The sequence below is a fragment of the Sporosarcina aquimarina genome (assembly GCF_019748715.1).
Lineage (GTDB): Bacteria > Bacillota > Bacilli > Bacillales_A > Planococcaceae > Sporosarcina > Sporosarcina newyorkensis.
The window spans coordinates 23,025-39,584 of the sequence record NZ_JACLBZ010000035.1 but is presented as its reverse complement, the minus strand read 5'-3'; the positions used below and the strand labels follow the sequence as shown (position 1 = coordinate 39,584).

Annotated in this window: 14 protein-coding genes, 1 pseudogene and 1 riboswitch; of the genes and pseudogenes, 9 read left to right on the top strand and 6 right to left on the bottom strand. The window is 43.2% G+C overall.

Translation table 11 applies throughout. The features are described from left to right. Window positions 1–63 precede the first annotated feature (63 nt). On the top strand, window positions 64–969 hold the full coding sequence (locus tag H7J92_RS15865) for a chemotaxis protein (RefSeq protein WP_078817468.1): 906 nt from the start codon (window positions 64–66) through the stop codon (window positions 967–969). Window positions 970–1,010: 41 nt separating this feature from the next. Here the strand turns inward: H7J92_RS15865 and H7J92_RS15860 are convergent, their stop codons facing one another. The 4 genes from H7J92_RS15860 to H7J92_RS15845 all read right to left on the bottom strand — a co-directional run bounded on the left by H7J92_RS15860 (window position 1,011) and on the right by H7J92_RS15845 (window position 3,193). Further along, a complete protein-coding gene (locus tag H7J92_RS15860; protein ID WP_078817467.1) occupies window positions 1,011–1,406 on the bottom strand; it encodes a VOC family protein in 396 nt (131 codons plus the stop codon). Between the two features lie 183 nt (window positions 1,407–1,589). Continuing rightward, window positions 1,590–2,345, bottom strand: a complete 756-nt coding sequence (locus tag H7J92_RS15855) for an arylamine N-acetyltransferase family protein (protein ID WP_221837899.1) — start codon at window positions 2,343–2,345, stop codon at window positions 1,590–1,592. Between the two features lie 103 nt (window positions 2,346–2,448). Beyond that, entirely contained in the window at window positions 2,449–2,886 is a 438-nt protein-coding gene (locus H7J92_RS15850) for a DUF4181 domain-containing protein (protein WP_221837896.1), read from the bottom strand. 130 nt (window positions 2,887–3,016) lie between these two features. Then, a complete protein-coding gene (locus H7J92_RS15845; protein ID WP_176132523.1) occupies window positions 3,017–3,193 on the bottom strand; it encodes a hypothetical protein in 177 nt (58 codons plus the stop codon). Window positions 3,194–3,597: 404 nt separating this feature from the next. Between H7J92_RS15845 and H7J92_RS17730 the strand changes: the two are divergent. The 5 genes and pseudogenes from H7J92_RS17730 to H7J92_RS15815 all read left to right on the top strand — a co-directional run bounded on the left by H7J92_RS17730 (window position 3,598) and on the right by H7J92_RS15815 (window position 10,428). Next, window positions 3,598–4,791, top strand: a pseudogene (locus H7J92_RS17730) (glycerate kinase). 103 nt (window positions 4,792–4,894) lie between these two features. Beyond that, on the top strand, window positions 4,895–6,322 hold the full coding sequence (locus tag H7J92_RS15830; RefSeq protein WP_221837886.1) for an alanine/glycine:cation symporter family protein: 1,428 nt from the start codon (window positions 4,895–4,897) through the stop codon (window positions 6,320–6,322). 118 nt (window positions 6,323–6,440) lie between these two features. Then, window positions 6,441–6,619, top strand: a riboswitch (cobalamin riboswitch). Window positions 6,620–6,764: 145 nt separating this feature from the next. Next, window positions 6,765–8,987, top strand: coding sequence for a ribonucleoside-diphosphate reductase subunit alpha (locus tag H7J92_RS15825; RefSeq protein ID WP_221837884.1), 2,223 nt, complete (start codon window positions 6,765–6,767; stop codon window positions 8,985–8,987). Then, window positions 8,975–9,412 carry a flavodoxin gene (locus H7J92_RS15820; RefSeq protein WP_221837881.1) on the top strand — a complete coding sequence of 146 codons (438 nt, stop codon included), beginning with the start codon at window positions 8,975–8,977 and terminating at the stop codon, window positions 9,410–9,412. The genes H7J92_RS15825 and H7J92_RS15820 overlap by 13 nt, the downstream gene beginning before the upstream one ends. Beyond that, window positions 9,391–10,428: a ribonucleotide-diphosphate reductase subunit beta gene (locus H7J92_RS15815; RefSeq protein ID WP_221837879.1), complete on the top strand. Its 1,038-nt coding sequence runs from the start codon at window positions 9,391–9,393 to the stop codon at window positions 10,426–10,428. Before H7J92_RS15820 ends, H7J92_RS15815 begins: the two co-directional genes overlap by 22 nt. Here H7J92_RS15815 and H7J92_RS15810 read toward each other — a convergent pair. Continuing rightward, window positions 10,383–10,673, bottom strand: a complete 291-nt coding sequence (locus H7J92_RS15810; RefSeq protein ID WP_221837877.1) for a hypothetical protein — start codon at window positions 10,671–10,673, stop codon at window positions 10,383–10,385. The genes H7J92_RS15815 and H7J92_RS15810 overlap by 46 nt on opposite strands. Window positions 10,674–10,734: 61 nt before the next feature. Further along, on the bottom strand, window positions 10,735–12,255 hold the full coding sequence (gene scpC / locus H7J92_RS15805) for a succinyl-CoA:acetate CoA-transferase ScpC (RefSeq protein WP_040758581.1): 1,521 nt from the start codon (window positions 12,253–12,255) through the stop codon (window positions 10,735–10,737). A gap of 397 nt (window positions 12,256–12,652) precedes the next feature. Between scpC and H7J92_RS15800 the strand changes: the two genes are divergently transcribed. From H7J92_RS15800 to H7J92_RS15790, 3 genes are read left to right on the top strand one after another with little or no spacing between them, the layout of a single operon-like run. Continuing rightward, window positions 12,653–13,753 carry an endospore germination permease gene (locus tag H7J92_RS15800; protein WP_221837875.1) on the top strand — a complete coding sequence of 367 codons (1,101 nt, stop codon included), beginning with the start codon at window positions 12,653–12,655 and terminating at the stop codon, window positions 13,751–13,753. Between the two features lie 20 nt (window positions 13,754–13,773). Further along, the gene (locus tag H7J92_RS15795; protein WP_221837872.1) at window positions 13,774–15,222 is read left to right on the top strand and encodes a spore germination protein; all 1,449 of its coding nucleotides are present in this window, start codon (window positions 13,774–13,776) and stop codon (window positions 15,220–15,222) included. Next, on the top strand, window positions 15,215–16,366 hold the full coding sequence (locus tag H7J92_RS15790; RefSeq protein ID WP_221837870.1) for a Ger(x)C family spore germination protein: 1,152 nt from the start codon (window positions 15,215–15,217) through the stop codon (window positions 16,364–16,366). The genes H7J92_RS15795 and H7J92_RS15790 overlap by 8 nt, the downstream gene beginning before the upstream one ends. Window positions 16,367–16,560 lie beyond the last annotated feature (194 nt).

Here is a 16,560-nt window from a genome sequence, read left to right as displayed (position 1 = left end):
TGAATACGATACTGTGAATTTTTGATAAATAGATAGACAAATCGTCTGAGAGGGTGGAAGAAGTTGGCGAACGATTCAGGGATTTTATTGGAAAGTGGTACAAATGAGCTGGAGATTGTCGGGTTTGAAATGGGAGGCAACCGTTACGGTATCAACGTTATCAAAGTGAAAGAGATTATTATGCCGTTGCCGATCACCCCGATTCCGCACGCGCATTTTGCGGTGGAGGGAATTGTCCAGTTACGCGGCGAAGTGTTGCCAGTCGTCAACATGGAAAAGATTTTAGGGATGGCTCCTTCAAGCAATCCTTCAGATGAAAAATATATCGTCGCTTCGTTTAATAAACAGACCGTCGTTTTCCAAGTACACAATGTGACACAGATTCATCGGATTTCATGGGATCAGATCGAGAAACCTTCAGGCATCTATGCAGCCGAGAATTCCCAAGTCATCGGTGTCATCAAGTTAGACGGCGAAATGCTGTTATTGCTGGATTTCGAAAAGATTATTCTCGATATTAATCCGGACGCGGGCATAAATGTGGACCAGGTGAAGAAATTAGGCAAACGAGAGCGATCTGACAAGCGTCTTTTGATTGCAGAAGATTCACCTCTGTTGCGTAAATTATTGAATGATACGTTGCAAGAAGCAGGCTATGGCAACTTGGACTTTTATGAGAACGGTAAAGATGCTTTCGATTATTTGGAAAGCATTGTGGAACAAGGGATCGACGTGAAAAAAGAAGTCCAGCTCGTCATCACGGATATCGAGATGCCGCAAATGGACGGCCATCACTTTACGAGACGAATTCGCGAGAATCCGAAGCTTGCTGGATTGCCGGTCATCATCTTCTCTTCGCTAATCACGGACGATCTTAAGCATAAAGGATTGAGCGTCGGGGCGGACGATCAAGTGAGCAAGCCGGAAATTGCCGAGCTTGTATTGAAAATCGATAAGTATATATTGTAAGAAAAGGAGACTCCAGTTGATTCTGGAGCCTCCTTTATTTATTACGGAAGATTTAATTGCCAGGAAATACCGTACCGATCATTTAGCCAGCCAAACTTCTTGCTGAAACCATAGTCATCCAGCGGCATAAGAGCTTGTCCATCCTGGATCAGTTTCCCGTAAAGATCGTCCAGCTCCTTTTCCGAAGTGCAAGTGAGGTAGATTGAAAACGAAGGAGTGAAGGAGAATTCATGTTTTAAATTACTGTCGATGCACATAAATTCCTGCCCCTTCAAAGAAAAGGTCGCATGCATCACCGTTCCTTCATCCCCGGCTTCATTCGCTCCGTAGCGGGTGATGCTTGTAATTGCCGAGTCCTCAATAAGTGATGTGTAATAATTCATTGCTTCTTCTGCATTGCCATCTTGGAACATTAAAAATGGTGTAACTTTCTCCATATAAATCAATCCTTCCTCTGTTTTCTTAAGTTTCTAACATGCTACTGCCGGCTTCTTTTCGATTGTCCAATACATAATAAGCTGCATTTCTTTGTAGTGGACTGATGCTGAAACATGTTCTTTCATTGGTAGGGGAATGCGACCAACCATTTTGGGGACATGTCAGCCTAATGAAAGAGTATATCATGATTCCTTAAGATGAATACCGAAGTATCGTTCCAGAACAGCAGCCCTTTCGCTGTTGTGAACGGTTGTCTCTTGTTTTTCCCCATTGTGAGTGACGACTAAAGTATCCCCTGAAAGTGTAATCCGGCCATCCGAAGTGGCAATCGTGATGAGTTCTTTGTTCGTAAAATGGGAATCAGGGGAGGTTTGATTAAAATGGCATGCCTCTTCAAAGTCCATTAACTTTTTAGGAGTTATGTCAAAGCGAAGCAACGTATTCCATTCAGCATCGTTACCTTTTCTTTGCAGGTCAAAAATACTCTCTTCTATCTTTTCTGCACGGTATACCCCGCTGACGTCTTCTTGCGGTTCGCCTGTTAAGGGGAGTGGCATTCTAGTAGAGTCGCCAAATCCTACATCGACTAAATAAGGCTGATCTAGTTGGACAATCTGGGCGGCATGACTTTCTTCTTTTGCCCAAGTGCCTTTGGGGGTTCTCACGGTTCCAGCTATCAAATGATTGTTGAAGCCAAGCCCTTGCAGTAACCAGTTGAATAGCCCATTTAATTCATAACAAAAACCGCCGCGCTGATTCAGTACAATTTTGTTGTAATACGTTTCTACGTCTAAGGGAATCGGAACATTGTGCATCACATCTAAATTTTCAAAGGGAATATGCAGCATATGTTGCATCTGAAGTTGGGAAAGCGTTTCAATACTTATCCCTTTTATGTCCTTGAGACCGATTCGTTGCAAATATTGACTAATTTCCATATCGGGATGCTCCTTTACGTAAATTATTTAATTTACTGTCTGCTATGGTAAAGCCTTTTAAGAAAATTGGCTTCAATAGTACTGTATGTGTATATTTTTAAGTCTACCCAAACAAGCCGAAAAAATCAGTCAAATACATTGAAAGTAAGAGCATTGCAAGAAGAACTAATTGAGAAGTTGTTAAAATGTAAGCATTTTTATTTTCTGCATACTTCCATTCCATAATAGCTGTAACGATTTCAGTTATGAAAATTAATGCAAACAGTAAAATGTAAGGTTCTAAAAACAAGATTGGATCCGATGGCAGTCTTGATACATTGACGATGCTTCCGACTATGATAGCAACAATAAAGACAATTCGAATGGTCCAATCAATCTTTTTATGCAATGCATTCATATGGTTATCTGAAAATAACTTCTTCCTTTTAACTTTAAGGATTTTTCTCATAATGGCATTAAACGAAAAAAACAGCAGCCAAACAACGAATAAAAAAAGGAAGAACGTTGGCCAAAAAGATGATCCCACCCCGAAATAAATCATATTTATCTCATCACACCTTAGTTATTTATTTAAAAAGGTATCTATACGCAAGATAATTGTATATTGCAATCTGGAACTGATAGGGATTGTGCTTATCCGTTTATCAAGTCCGGCAGGTGAATAAAACTTCTCAATTATTACCGCTTCCTTTGTTGATCTTGCTGGAAAACACAGTCATCAAAACAATAAAAACAGGCAATAGACTCCACAAAAAGAATCCCCATTGATGTGTAATTAAGGATAATGCTAAAAAGAAAGCAAGAACTATAATTGAAATATACACGGAACGTTTTTGGTAGTTATTCATCCTGCACACTCCTTTTTCAAGTTATCTAAATACCTTGTATTCCTACACGTGTTATTCCACACAAGGAATTATTATGTTGGCGTCATCAAGCTATTAATCTCTGTTTTCTTTCCGTGCTTCCGTTCCCATCAGTATTTTTAATACGTCCTTTTATGTTTGACAGGATGACTCCAATCAAAGCGAACAAGTTTAAACAAAAGGATAGTAAATAATATGTACTTGTTGACCCTTCTAGAAGATAGGACCCATATCGCAAAGTATTGATCACTAAGATAACCAATAGTAGAACAAACATTTTACTATTCATTGTTCATTCTCCTTTCTGAAAGTTCACCTAGCTTACCTCTCGTACTTGCCGTTGATTATATCGTACTCTCAGAAAAATTGAAAATATCAGTTTCGAAATGTCTGTTCTTTGTAAATCTGCTACACTACCAATAAAAGGGGGTGAGACGATGAAAGTAATCATTGCGCCTGATGCATTCAAAGGAAGTTTGACAGCCGAGGAAGCTGCCGAGGCGATGCAGACAGGTGTCAAAAAGGTATTTCCACAAGCGGAGACAGTGTGTTTGCCTGTCGCAGATGGCGGGGAAGGCACATTGTCGGCTCTTATATCTGCAACGGGAGGCGTGTATAAAACATTTACTGTACGCAAACCGCTCGGGCATTTAGTAGAAGCGCAACTTGGAGTACTTGGTGATGGGGAGACGGCAGTGGTGGAACTTGCGCAAGCTTCTGGGCTGATGTTACTTGGGCCTGGTGAATTGAATCCGATGGAGGCTTCGACATTTGGCACGGGAGAATTGATTCGCCATGCGCTTGATGAAGGGCATCGCAAGTTGATCATCGGTTTAGGAGGAAGTGCGACGAATGATGGAGGAACCGGTTTGTTGGAAGCGCTAGGTGTCAGGTTTTTTGATGCGCAGGGGAAGTTGCTGCAGATGAACGGCTCTTCGCTTTCCCTCATCGATAAAGTAGATGTGTCATAGATGGATAAGCGTTTGGTAACAACGGATATTCGGATTGCATCGGATGTGGAAAACCCTTTCGTCGGTGAAAATGGTGCTTCGTACATTTTTGGACCGCAAAAAGGAGCAGATACAAAAGCGGTGAAGTTGCTGGATGAAGGATTGCTTCATTTTGCGGATAAAACAGCCAAACTTACTGGTATGCGTCTCCATAAACTGAAGGGTGCAGGAGCTGCGGGAGGTAGTGCAGGCGCTTTGCTGGCTTATTGCGGGGCGCGATTGGAAAGCGGGATTGAAGTAGTGTTGGAGGCCATTGAATTCGCAAAGCATATACAATCTGCTGATTTCATTTTGACGGGCGAGGGCAAGACGGATCGCCAGACGCTGGATGGCAAGGCATTGCTGGGAGTTGCGAAGTCAGCGAAAGTTTGCGGAGTTCCTGTCTTCGTCATTTCAGGGGCGATTGAAAAAGGTACGTGCGGGGAATTGAGTGAGTGGTTCTCTGAACTGCGTGCTTTAGACGACGGCAGCAAGACGCTGGTTGAGTTGATGGCGAATGCATCCGGGCTGCTCTGCAGGGAGACTGCCCATTTGATGTCAGAAATAAAAAACAGCGATTTATTCTTGTGATATAGTATACTGATAAAATCCGGTTTCGTCAGTGCGAGATTATTTGCTTTGCGATGCGTATTCGGATAGTTAGCAGGGTATAGATAAACAAGGAGGTGGTCAGATGTTTCAAAATGCTTTGGACTGGCTGGTAGGACCGGCGAATAACTTTATTTGGACGTATATCTTAATAGGACTTTTACTCGCAGCTGGGGTATATTTTACGATTCGCACGAAATTTGTACAAGTGCGTTTGTTCCGTGAAATGTTTCGTTTGATCGTGGAAAAGAAGGAAGGGAATGACGGAGTTTCACCTTTCCAGGCGTTCACCATCAGTGCGGCTTCGCGTGTCGGGACTGGTAACGTGGCAGGGGTCGCCCTTGCAATTGGAATTGGTGGACCCGGCGCGGTGTTTTGGATGTGGATTATTGCGATCATTGGAATGGCGACCGCATTCATCGAGAGTACGCTCGCGCAAGTGTATAAAGTAAAAGATGGTGAGACGTTCCGCGGTGGACCAGCGTATTATATGCAGAAAGCGCTCGGAAAGCGGAATCTAGGAATCGCTTTTGCTATTTTGTTGACACTATGTTTCGGTTTCATTTTCAACGCAGTACAATCCAATACGATCAGCCAATCCTTCATGAATGTTTTCGGTATTCCAGATTGGGGTGTCGGTCTCGGATTGGTAGTACTTACAGCCATCATCATCTTCGGCGGTGTCCAGCGCATTGTCAAAGTGACGCAGACGATTGTTCCCGTGATGGCAGTATTCTACATTCTGGTTGCGTTGTTTATCGTTGTCATGAATATTACGCAGGTTCCTGCCATGTTCATGTTGATTGTTGAACATGCATTTGGCATCAAGGAAATTGCGGGCGGTGGAATTGGGATGGCGATCATGCAAGGGGTTCGCCGAGGACTATTCTCCAATGAAGCCGGTATGGGTAGTGTGCCGAATGCTGCTGCGACAGCCAATGTTTCGCACCCGGCAAAACAAGGGCTCGTACAGAGTCTTGGTGTATTTTTCGATACGATTATAATTTGTTCGGCTACGGCATTCATCATCTTGCTTGGCGGACTATATCAGTCTGGTGAAACGGATGGAATTTTGCTGACGCAGGCATCGATGGCAGTGCATGTCGGGGCATGGGCTCCGTATTTCATTGCGGTCGCGATCATGTTCTTCGCATTCAGTTCTGTCATCGGTAATTATTATTACGGTGAGACGAATATCGAATTCATTCACGCGGGCAGAGGATGGAAAGTGCTTTATCAGATTCTAGTCCTAGGCATGGTGTTTTTCGGTGCAGTAGCAAAAGTACAAGTCGTATGGGATATGGCCGATCTCTTCATGGGTGTAATGGCAATCCTGAATCTGATCGTCATCCTACTTCTCGGAAAAGTGGCTTTTCAAGTCCTCGACGACTTCACTGCTCAAAGACGCCAAGGGAAAAATCCAGTATTCAAAGCCGAAAGCATTCCTGGCCTAAAAGGCGCGGAATGTTGGGAGGAAACCCCTGCGGATCCAGACGATCGATTGCGTGGGTGAGTTCCGCTGAAACAATAAAGTCGTAGTTCAGAAGTCCAATTCTGAACTGCGACCTTTTTTAGTTCTTTACAGTTTACATACAACATGTTAGGGTATAACTTGTACATAAGACACTATATATAGTATTTTGATGAATCGGTACCGATAACGGTTTAAAAGGGAATCCGCTAAAAACGGAGCTGCCCCCGCAACTGATGGTATTGACGACTGTCCGTAATTATCCACTGCCTTAGGCGGGAAGGATGGACAGAAGAGAGACATGCCAGCCAGGAGACCTGCCATTCATCATGCGATACATTCTTCGGGGTTGGAGAGTGGAAGCGAAACGCAGAGGTTTTTGTTTGCCTGTCGTTTTCCGCTTACTACCATCCGTCACATGACGACTCCCGATTGATCGGGAGTCTTTTTTTATTTTTTATTATTTTTGAGGGAGCGGATATTAATGGCTATTATTCATGAAACAGTCGGTCTTGATTTATTGATGGAAAATCTACAGGAAGAGTTCGGGAAACAGGAAGTTGAGCCATTAGTCGAAGCGAGCCGGCGATATCAAGAGCGGCATCCGGAAAGTTCAGCAACGGATTGGACGAATGCGATGGTCTTGGAATCACTGAGCAGAATCGATGAAGCGAATACCTACTGGACGTTCGTGGCCGCGCGGATTTATCTATATGATGTGTATGCGAAGCAAAAAGCGCTGCGTGGCGCAGATGTTTATACTGACTTTGCGAAAAATGTAGAACGCTTGGTGGAGCAAGGGCTCTATACGTCGGTGTTGACGGAGAAGTACAGCCGTGAAGAACTCGACGAAATCGGCCGTTTACTGGAGCCGACCCGCGACCTTTTATTTACTTATATTGGATTGAAAACATTGGTGGACCGCTATGTCACAGTAAACTTCTCCAAGCAGCCGGTAGAGTTGCCGCAAGAACGCTGGCTCGTCATCGCGATGACATTGATGCAGGATGAAACGGAAGAGCGCATCCATAAAATTGGGGAAGCATACTGGGCGATGAGCAATCTTTACATGACGGTTGCAACTCCGACTCTGTCGAATGCAGGGAAGATGCACGGTCAGTTATCCAGCTGTTTCATCGATACAGTGGATGACTCCTTGCAGGGCATTTACAACAGCAATACGGATATTGCGAACTTATCGAAATTCGGCGGCGGAATTGGCGTCTATATGGGGAAAGTCCGTTCACGCGGTGCATCTATCCGAGGATTTGAAGGTGCTTCAAGCGGCGTGCTGCCATGGATCAAGCAGTTGAATAACACGGCAGTCAGCGTCGATCAGCTCGGTCAAAGACAGGGTGCGGTAGCGGTGTACTTGGATGTGTGGCATAAAGATATCTTTACATTCCTCGATTTGAAGCTGAATAACGGTGACGATCGTTTGCGTGCACATGATATTTTCACAGGCGTTTGCTTGCCGGATCTGTTCATGGAGAAAGTGGAATCGCGCGAAGACTGGTATTTATTCGACCCGCATGAAGTACGGACGAAGATGGGTTATTCATTGGAAGACTTTTATGATGAGACAAAAGGAGCCGGCTCGTTCCGTGAGAAGTATGAGGAATGTGTCAATAATCCGGAGTTATCACGCGAAACGGTATCTGCGATTGAAATCATGAAGCGTGTATTGCGCAGCCAACTGGAAACAGGCACACCATTCATGTTTTACCGCGATGAAGTGAACCGGATGAACCCGAATAAACATGAGGGAATTATTTATTCTAGTAATTTGTGTACAGAAATTTTGCAAAATATGTCGGCTACCACATTCGAATCGGTTTCATTGGAAGACGATATGGTCGTTACACGCACAAAGCCGGGCGATTTCGTTGTTTGTAATCTATCTTCCATTAACTTAGGAAAAGCGGTGATGGCGAACGTGCTCGATCGCCTGATTACGATCCAAGTGCGAATGCTCGATAATGTCATCGATCAAAACAAAATTCCGGTGGTACAGGCACAACGTACGAATGCGCGTTACCGTGGTATCGGACTTGGTACATTTGGCTGGCATCATTTATTGGCATTGAAAAATATTCAGTGGGAATCCGACGAGGCTGTGGAGTATGCAGATGAACTTTACGAAAACATTGCATATCTGACGATCAAAGCGTCGATGGAACTGTCGAAGGAAAAAGGCGCATATCCATTGTTTGAAGGCTCCGATTGGCAGACAGGGGAGTACTTCGAGCAACGCGAATACGACTCGAACAAATGGCGGGAGCTACGTATGGACGTAGCAATCAACGGAATGCGCAATGGCTATTTGATGGCTGTCGCGCCGAATAGTTCGACATCTGTTATAGCGGGCTCCACTGCTTCGATCGACCCGGTTTTCAAGCCGTTCTATCATGAAGAGAAAAAAGACTATAAATTGCCGGTCATCGCACCCGATTTGGACCATAACACGTATGATATCTACCGCCGTTCCGCGTATATCGTCGATCAGCGCTGGTCAATTAAACAAAACGCCGCACGCCAGCAACATATCGATCAGTCGATTTCATTCAATATTTACGTACCGAATTCCATCCGGGCATCTGTCCTGCTTGATTTGCACATGCAAGCATGGAAATCCGGTATGAAAACAACGTATTATATGCGGTCAACAGCTTCTGAAATCGAGGAGTGCGAGTGGTGTCATTCTTGATTGCGTACACTTCCTGGAGCGGCAATACGGAGGAAGTGGCGGAGTTGATAGCGGATAAAATAAGCCGTGAAGGAATCGAAGTCGACACCCATCGGATCGGCATCGGGGTCCTTCCGGATGTAAATAAATATGAAGCATTCTGCATTGGTTCCTTTACATGGGAAAAAGGTTCAACGCCGGATGAAGTGAAGGACTTTGTGGCGGCTATCGGCTTCAAGCCAGAGCCTGTCTACGTCTTCGGCACAGGGGATACGCAATTTGGTGGAGATGAGTTGTTTTGCAAAGCGGCAGAAAAGTTAGCGCGCTTCTATCATTCACCATTTGAACCGTTAAAGATCGAACAAAGCCCGCGTGGCACGCAAGAAAAATTGGTAACGAATTGGACGAAAGGAGTGCTCGACCATTGGCGACACTTACAAGAGTAAAAGTATTGAATCCAGCAAATCCGAACAAAGCGACGGCTATTTTTGGTGGGGAAGCAAGCGGCATTTTGAACTGGAATGACTTGGCGCATCCACATTTCTATACATTGCGTCAGCGTATCCGTTCTCTTTTTTGGACGGCGAATGAAGTGGATATGACACAAGACGTAAAGCAATTCCCGCGCCTTTCGATAGAAGAGCAATCTGCCTTCTTGAAAATTATCGGCCTGCTCGCAACATTGGATGGCCCGCAAACAGTTGTAGCGATGAAGATCGCGGACTTTGCGACGGATCCTTCCGTCAAGTCGATTATGGCGACAATTGCGGACCAGGAAAGTGAACATAACCATAGTTATGCATACGTCCTGTCTTCCGTCACCAATCTAGACAAGCAAATGGCTTCATTTGAAATGGGGCGTACGGATGAAGTGTTGATGAAGCGTAATGAACGGATTGTGGAAGTCTATAATGAGTTAGCTGAGAATCCGACAATCGAAACAGTTTTGAAGGCGATGGTTTATACAACATTGCTTGAAGGTTTATTCTTCTACAGTGGGTTTGCGTTTTTCTATAACTTAGCACGTCACCAGAAAATGGTCGGGACATCTACTATGATTTCGTATATCAATAGAGATGAATTGCAACACGGAAAAGCGATCAGTGATATTTTCCGCGCGGCGCTTGCTGAAAACCCTGAATACAATACGGGTGAATTCACAGATTGGATCTATGATCAATTCCGTCATTCCGTCGATCAAGAAGTTATTTGGAGCCGCTATGTACTAGGCGAAATCGAAGGTCTCGACATGGAGGAAATGGAAGGCTACATCAAATATCGTGCCAATAAAATGCTGCGCATGCTTGGATTGAGTGAAATCTATCCCGAGTTCACGGACAATCCGATGAAATGGATTCGCGCATATGTCGATAACTTCGATGATACGAAGACAGATTTCTTCGAACAAACAAGCCGTCAGTATGTGAAGACGAGTGATTTGAATGGCTTTGATGATTTGTAAGAAGTGAAAAGGGAAGGGAAGCGCCAATCGCGCTTCCCTTTTTCCGTACATGATTGCCGGCAAGCAAGCAAAAGTTTTGCCGCACCGCACCAAACCCACGCCGTACCGAGCCAACCCCGCGCCGTACCGAGCCAATCCCGCGCCGTACCGAACCAATCCCGCGCTGTACCGAGCCAATCCCGCGCTGTACCGAGCCAACCCCGCGCCGTACCGCACCAAACCCACACCACACCGAACCAATCCAACCCCCAGACAATCAAAAAAACGAGCGGATTAAAAATCCGCTCGCTGTGCTGAAAAAGAAATTTATTTCTGAACAGGTGCTTCTTTGTGCATCGTTTTGTACTTCGCAAGATTTACGTGCCAAGACAGTGCTTCTTCCAAGATGTGTGGTGTTTGTCCGCCAACTTGGTCTTTTGCTCGGTTGAAGTAATCACGCAACTCTTCCTTGAAGTCAGGGTGCGCACAGTGCTCGATCAATGCTTCTGCTTTTTGTCTTGGAGCCAGACCGCGAAGATCTGCGTAGCCTTGTTCCGTAACAATTACGTCTACATCGTGCTCTGTGTGGTCTACGTGAGAACAGAAAGGTACGATGGATGAAACATCGCCGCCTTTTGCGTATGACTTCGTTACGAAGATTGCGATTCGTGCGTTACGCGCGAAATCTCCGGAACCGCCGATACCATTCATCATGCGTGTACCGCTGACGTGTGTAGAGTTAACATTTCCGTAGATGTCCAGCTCAAGCGCCGTGTTGAAGGAAATGATGCCCAAACGACGGATAACTTCCGGGTGGTTGGACACTTCTTGCGGACGGAATACAAGCTTGTCACGGTATTTACCGATATCTTCTTGCAAGCTGTCCAAACGCTTCTTAGAAAGCGTTAATGAAGTCGCAGAAGCAAACTTTACAACGCCGTCGTCGATCAAGTCGAAAATCGCATCTTGAAGGACTTCAGAATATACTTCGATGTCTTTAAACTCAGAAGTTCTCATGCCGTCAAGAACTGCATTTGCTACTGAGCCGACACCAGATTGAAGAGGCATCAACGTTTCGTCCATGCGTCCTTTTTTAATCTCATCACGGAAGAAGTCGAGCAAGTTATTTGCGATTTCCTGTGTCTCTTCGTCTGGAGGAACGATAGGGGAAGGAATATCGCCTTTCTCTGTAATAACAATCCCGCGTACTTTTTCAGGATCAACTTTGATACCAGGCGTACCGATTTTGTCAGTTACACTGTATACAGGAATTTCTTTTCTTTCGCCTTGTTTTGCAGGTATGAAAATGTCATGCAAACCTTCATATTCAGCCGGTACATTGACGTTTAGTTCGATGATGACATGTTTTGCGTTCTCAACAAAAATTGGTGAGTTGCCTACCGATCCAGTTGGGATGATTTGTCCATCTTCCGTAATAGCAGCCGCTTCGATGATTGCGTAGTCGATTGGGCCGATTACGCCTTGGCGTACCCACTCAGCTGTATGGGAAAGGTGCTGGTCGATGTAGAAAGACTCACCGGAGTTGATTTTTCCGCGCATTGCTGGGTTGCCTTGATAAGGAATACGTAAGTTGATCATGTTTTCTTCTGCCATCAACTCATCGACGTTTGGTCCGAGAGAAGCTCCAGTGAAAACGTTTACTTTCAACTTTTCTTTTTTACCTCTTTCCGCTAATGCCAATGGAACCGCTTTCGCATCTCCAGACAAAGTGAATCCACTTAAACCTAGAGACATCCCATCCTCAATCCAAGATGCTGCTTCTTCTGCTGTTACGATTTTGTCTTTTAGTGCTTCACAACGAAGAACTTTGTTTAATTCGTTTGCCACGGTATCATCCACCTAACCTTTCATTTTAACTATAATTCTATCAGTAATCTAAATAAAATCAACATAATATTAAGAGAACTATAGTGAATGATCTCCCAAAAATAACAGGTTGAACAGAAATAGAGTCCAAGCGTGGAATACGTGTGTGTAGCTTTAAAAGAGGTTTTGCACCCTTCGTTACTCAATTTCGAAGTCCGTGTTGAAAGAGGTTTACCGTTTTTCATCTCCGCTTACTTGCCGCATTACAATGAAGGATACATAGTAACGGATCAAATATCACCTTTTTACCGCAACCGCCGATGGTATTTCCGCGAATAATTCAGGACATACTTGCTTATAATCCCTCTTATTCATGTCAATGATAAACGGTATTAACATATGACAGAGGGTTTTTACTATGAAACATACCGGTTCAATCAGTATGCTGCACATAATATTTCTAACAATGACAGTTATTGGTTTGAAAAATCACGTCACAATTATTCCGGCGATATTAAATGTTGCCGGTAGGGATGGATGGATATCTGTACTGTCAGCAACTATGGTTTTATTACCATGGATCGTCCTACTTTTATATATTCATAAAAAAACAAATATGGAGCCGATGAAAGTTTGGCTAAGACAGAAAACCGGCAAAGTCAGTTCATCTATTTTCGTTTTTTTGCTCGCCACTAGTCTTTTGGTGCATGCCTCATTCACGACAAGTGAAATGCTGCAATGGATAAAGTATACATTTTTGACGGATACGCCTTCCATCGCTCTGTTGATTTTTTTTACAATACTAAGCGTCATGTTGATCACAACGTCCATTCAGACGATTGTCATGATAAATGTATTTGTTTTGGTGGGTGTTGTTGCTTTTGGTTTTTTTGCTGCTTTTACGAATTTACAGGTAAAAGATTATGCATTGCTGCAGCCATTTTTTGAACACGGATTTGATCCTGTACTGAAAGCGATGGTGTACCCTGCTTCAGGACTGATCGAACTTATGTTACTCCTCTTTCTCCAACATAAAATAAAGGATCGGATTCGCTTTAGACATTATCTGATCATGTTCTTTATTTTGATGGGACTGACGTTGGGACCGTTAGTCGGTGCGATTACGGAGTTCGGGCCCAGTGAGGCAAATGAACAACGGTTTCCGGCTTATGAAGAATGGGGACTCGTACAAATCGGGCGTTATATTGAACATCTTGATTTTTTCTCGATTTATCAATGGATTACAGGTGCGTTTATAAGAGTTGGATTCATGTTATACATCATCGTCGACTTATTTAATCTGAATGGGAAAAAGAAAATGATCTGGGCATATATTGCACCGGCATTTTTCTTTATCAGCTTAGCATTATTGCAGATGAGTGGAAGTACATTCGATGAGATCAAAGGAAAATATATGTTGCCGATCACCTTTATTGTGTATTTTGCTTTTTCGCTGTTTCTCGCGTTTGTTGCCTTTTTTTCAGGTAGATCATCAAAGAGATTCAAGCATGAGACGTAAGCTGGAAAGGGTGAAAAAGTATGCAATCTGCCGATACGAACGATTATTCCGAAACATTGAAACAATTATTTCATAAATCTGCTGATGTTCAGTTTCAGGTCTATACGTTTAATCAGCGTAATGTGCTGTTTATTACCTGTGAAGCCATGATTGATCAACACTTATTAAATGATGTAATTGTTGAACGCGTTCAACTTTTCTTTAATAAACTTGAAGAGTTGTCCTTTGAAGAAGCGGTGTCAAGTTATTTACACATTCCCGCATTAAAAAAAGTGGAAGATACAGATGAGATGATAACTGAGGTATATGCCGGAAATGTTCTTCTTTATTTTGAAGATTATAATGTCATTTACTCAAGTACGATTTCCAAAAAGCCAAATCGTAATACGGAAGAAACAAACACAGAAGTAGTTGTGAAAGGGCCGAGGGATGGTTTTATTGAAAATATCTCTACCAATATTGCCTTAATTCGGAAACGCCTGCCTACGAATTCACTGTGCATTGAAAAATTCGAAGTAGGAAGAAGGACAAAAACAGCGGTTGCTGTCCTTTATTTTGATGATATTGCAGATAAAGAAATTCTTAAAGGCATAAAGGAAAAAATAAATAAGATTGATATTGATATACTCTTTAGCGGAAATATCTTAATGGAGCACCTGGATAAAAAGTCTTATTTATTCCCGAAGCATGACTATACCGGAAGACCGGATTTTGCCATTCAACACCTGGCAAGAGGAAGATTCGTTATCCTCATCGATGGTGTCGCCTATGGGGTGATTATTCCGGTGAATCTATTTCTACTCTTTAAAACGGGTGAGGATAATGAGAATTCAGTTGTTTATACTTCACTTGGGCGATTACTAAGGCTGATCGGTCTTTTTATAGGTGCGTTCCTTCCCGCATTCTGGCTGGCCTTGACGACGTTCCACCAAAACCAGCTGCCCTCACAATTGTTGGCGACAGTAGTGCAATCGCGTACGGGACTTCCATTGCCATCAGGCCTTGAAATGATCCTCATGCTTTTTATATTCGATTTATTTCGTGAGTTCGGTTCACGGGCTCCTGCTGCAATCGGCGGAACAATATCAGTTGTCGGTGGCTTAATAATCGGTGATGCGGCAATCCGGGCGGGGGTTACAAGTCCGGCAATGATTGTCGTCATAGCAGGCTCAATCATTGCATCCTACACCTTAGTGAACCAAACACTGGTTACGACCGTGAGTATATTAAGATATTTTTGCATCATATTAACATCTTTTTTTGGGCTGGTCGGACTTTTACTCTCGTTTCACTTTATTGTTCTTCATGTAGCCAATATGAGAGTGTTCGGCGTTCCGTATTTGTCTATTGCGGGAGATTTAAGTTGGTCTAAGATTATTAAAACAATATTTCGGCCCCCAGGTAAATACTACACAGAGCGCCCGCAAGATTTAAATCTCAAAGATAAAACGAGGAAGAAACATGAGTAGAAATAAGTGGATTGTTCTTAGTTTACTACTAGTTGCTTTGCTTTCAGGTTGTTGGAATCGAAATGAACCAGAACGGATGCTGTATGTGTATGGTCTCGGTATTGATTATAAAGACGGTGAGTATAATGTATATGTCCAAATTATTGATTATAAAAAAGTGGCAAAATTAGAACAACCTAATACGGATCCTAAGCAATCGGAAACAGGCTTTGCCACTGGTAAAACAATAGACGAAGCAATCTTCAATATATACAATTCAGCGGATCAAAGGATTTATTGGGGGCAGCTCACTTTCATCATCCTATCTGAAGAAGCGTTGAAAAATGGCGCCATGCAAAGTGCTATGGACACTTTTCTTCGTTATAGAGAGACAAGATATCAAGTTTTGCTGTACGGCACGGCTGATTCCGTAAAAGATGTATTGTTAACAGTTCCTATTGTCAATACAGCCATTACATTGTCAAGATTAGGGGATCCTAAGAATACGTATGACCAATCGTCGTCTGTCGAACCAGTTGATATACGCAGAATGGTTATCGGATTAAATGAACCGGGTCACGAAATGGTTATTCCATATATGGAGGTTTCTGAAAACTGGGAAACGGTAACAGGCAAGGATAAAATAGCACAGCTTGCAGGGGGTGGGTTAATTACCCCGAAGGAATTCAAGGGATTCCTGGATGTGGAAAAATTATCTGGATTGAAGTGGATGAATGAGAAGACGCAAAGAGGAGAAGTCACGTTTTCTTTAAATTCGGAAGAAGATTTCATGACAGCTATATTTCAGAAAATAAAAGTGAAAGTAACGCCTGTAGTCGAAGGCGATACAGTGAAATTCGACATTGACGTTCGGATGCAAGGAGAAGTAAGCGCCATTCCTATAAAAATAAATAAGGATGAAATCAGAAAAAAAGCAGAACAAGAAATTAAAAAGCAAATCGAAGAAACCTACAAGGAAGCATTAAAATTAGATGTCGATATTTATCGATTGTCTGAATATTTATATCGGAAGGATGTCAAGGCGTGGAAACGACTTCAAGAAAAGGGGAAGGTCGGATTGTCGGAGAATTCAATACGCACACTGAATGTTAAAATAATCGAACTTAATTCGGATAGAAAAACATTTACGGAAAAAAATAGGTAGCACAAAGATGTGCTACCAACACTTCGCTTATGCTCGCAAAAGCCGTCCAACGTTACGGCTTTTCCTGCGGGTAGGGCTGAATATGGAAAGACTGTTAGTTATATGAGTATCAGAATGATTCAGAAGTTGATAGAGTCAGAGTTTTCCCTAATCGAAACCTGTGAGGTTTAACTTTCCAATAGGGAAATAGGGGA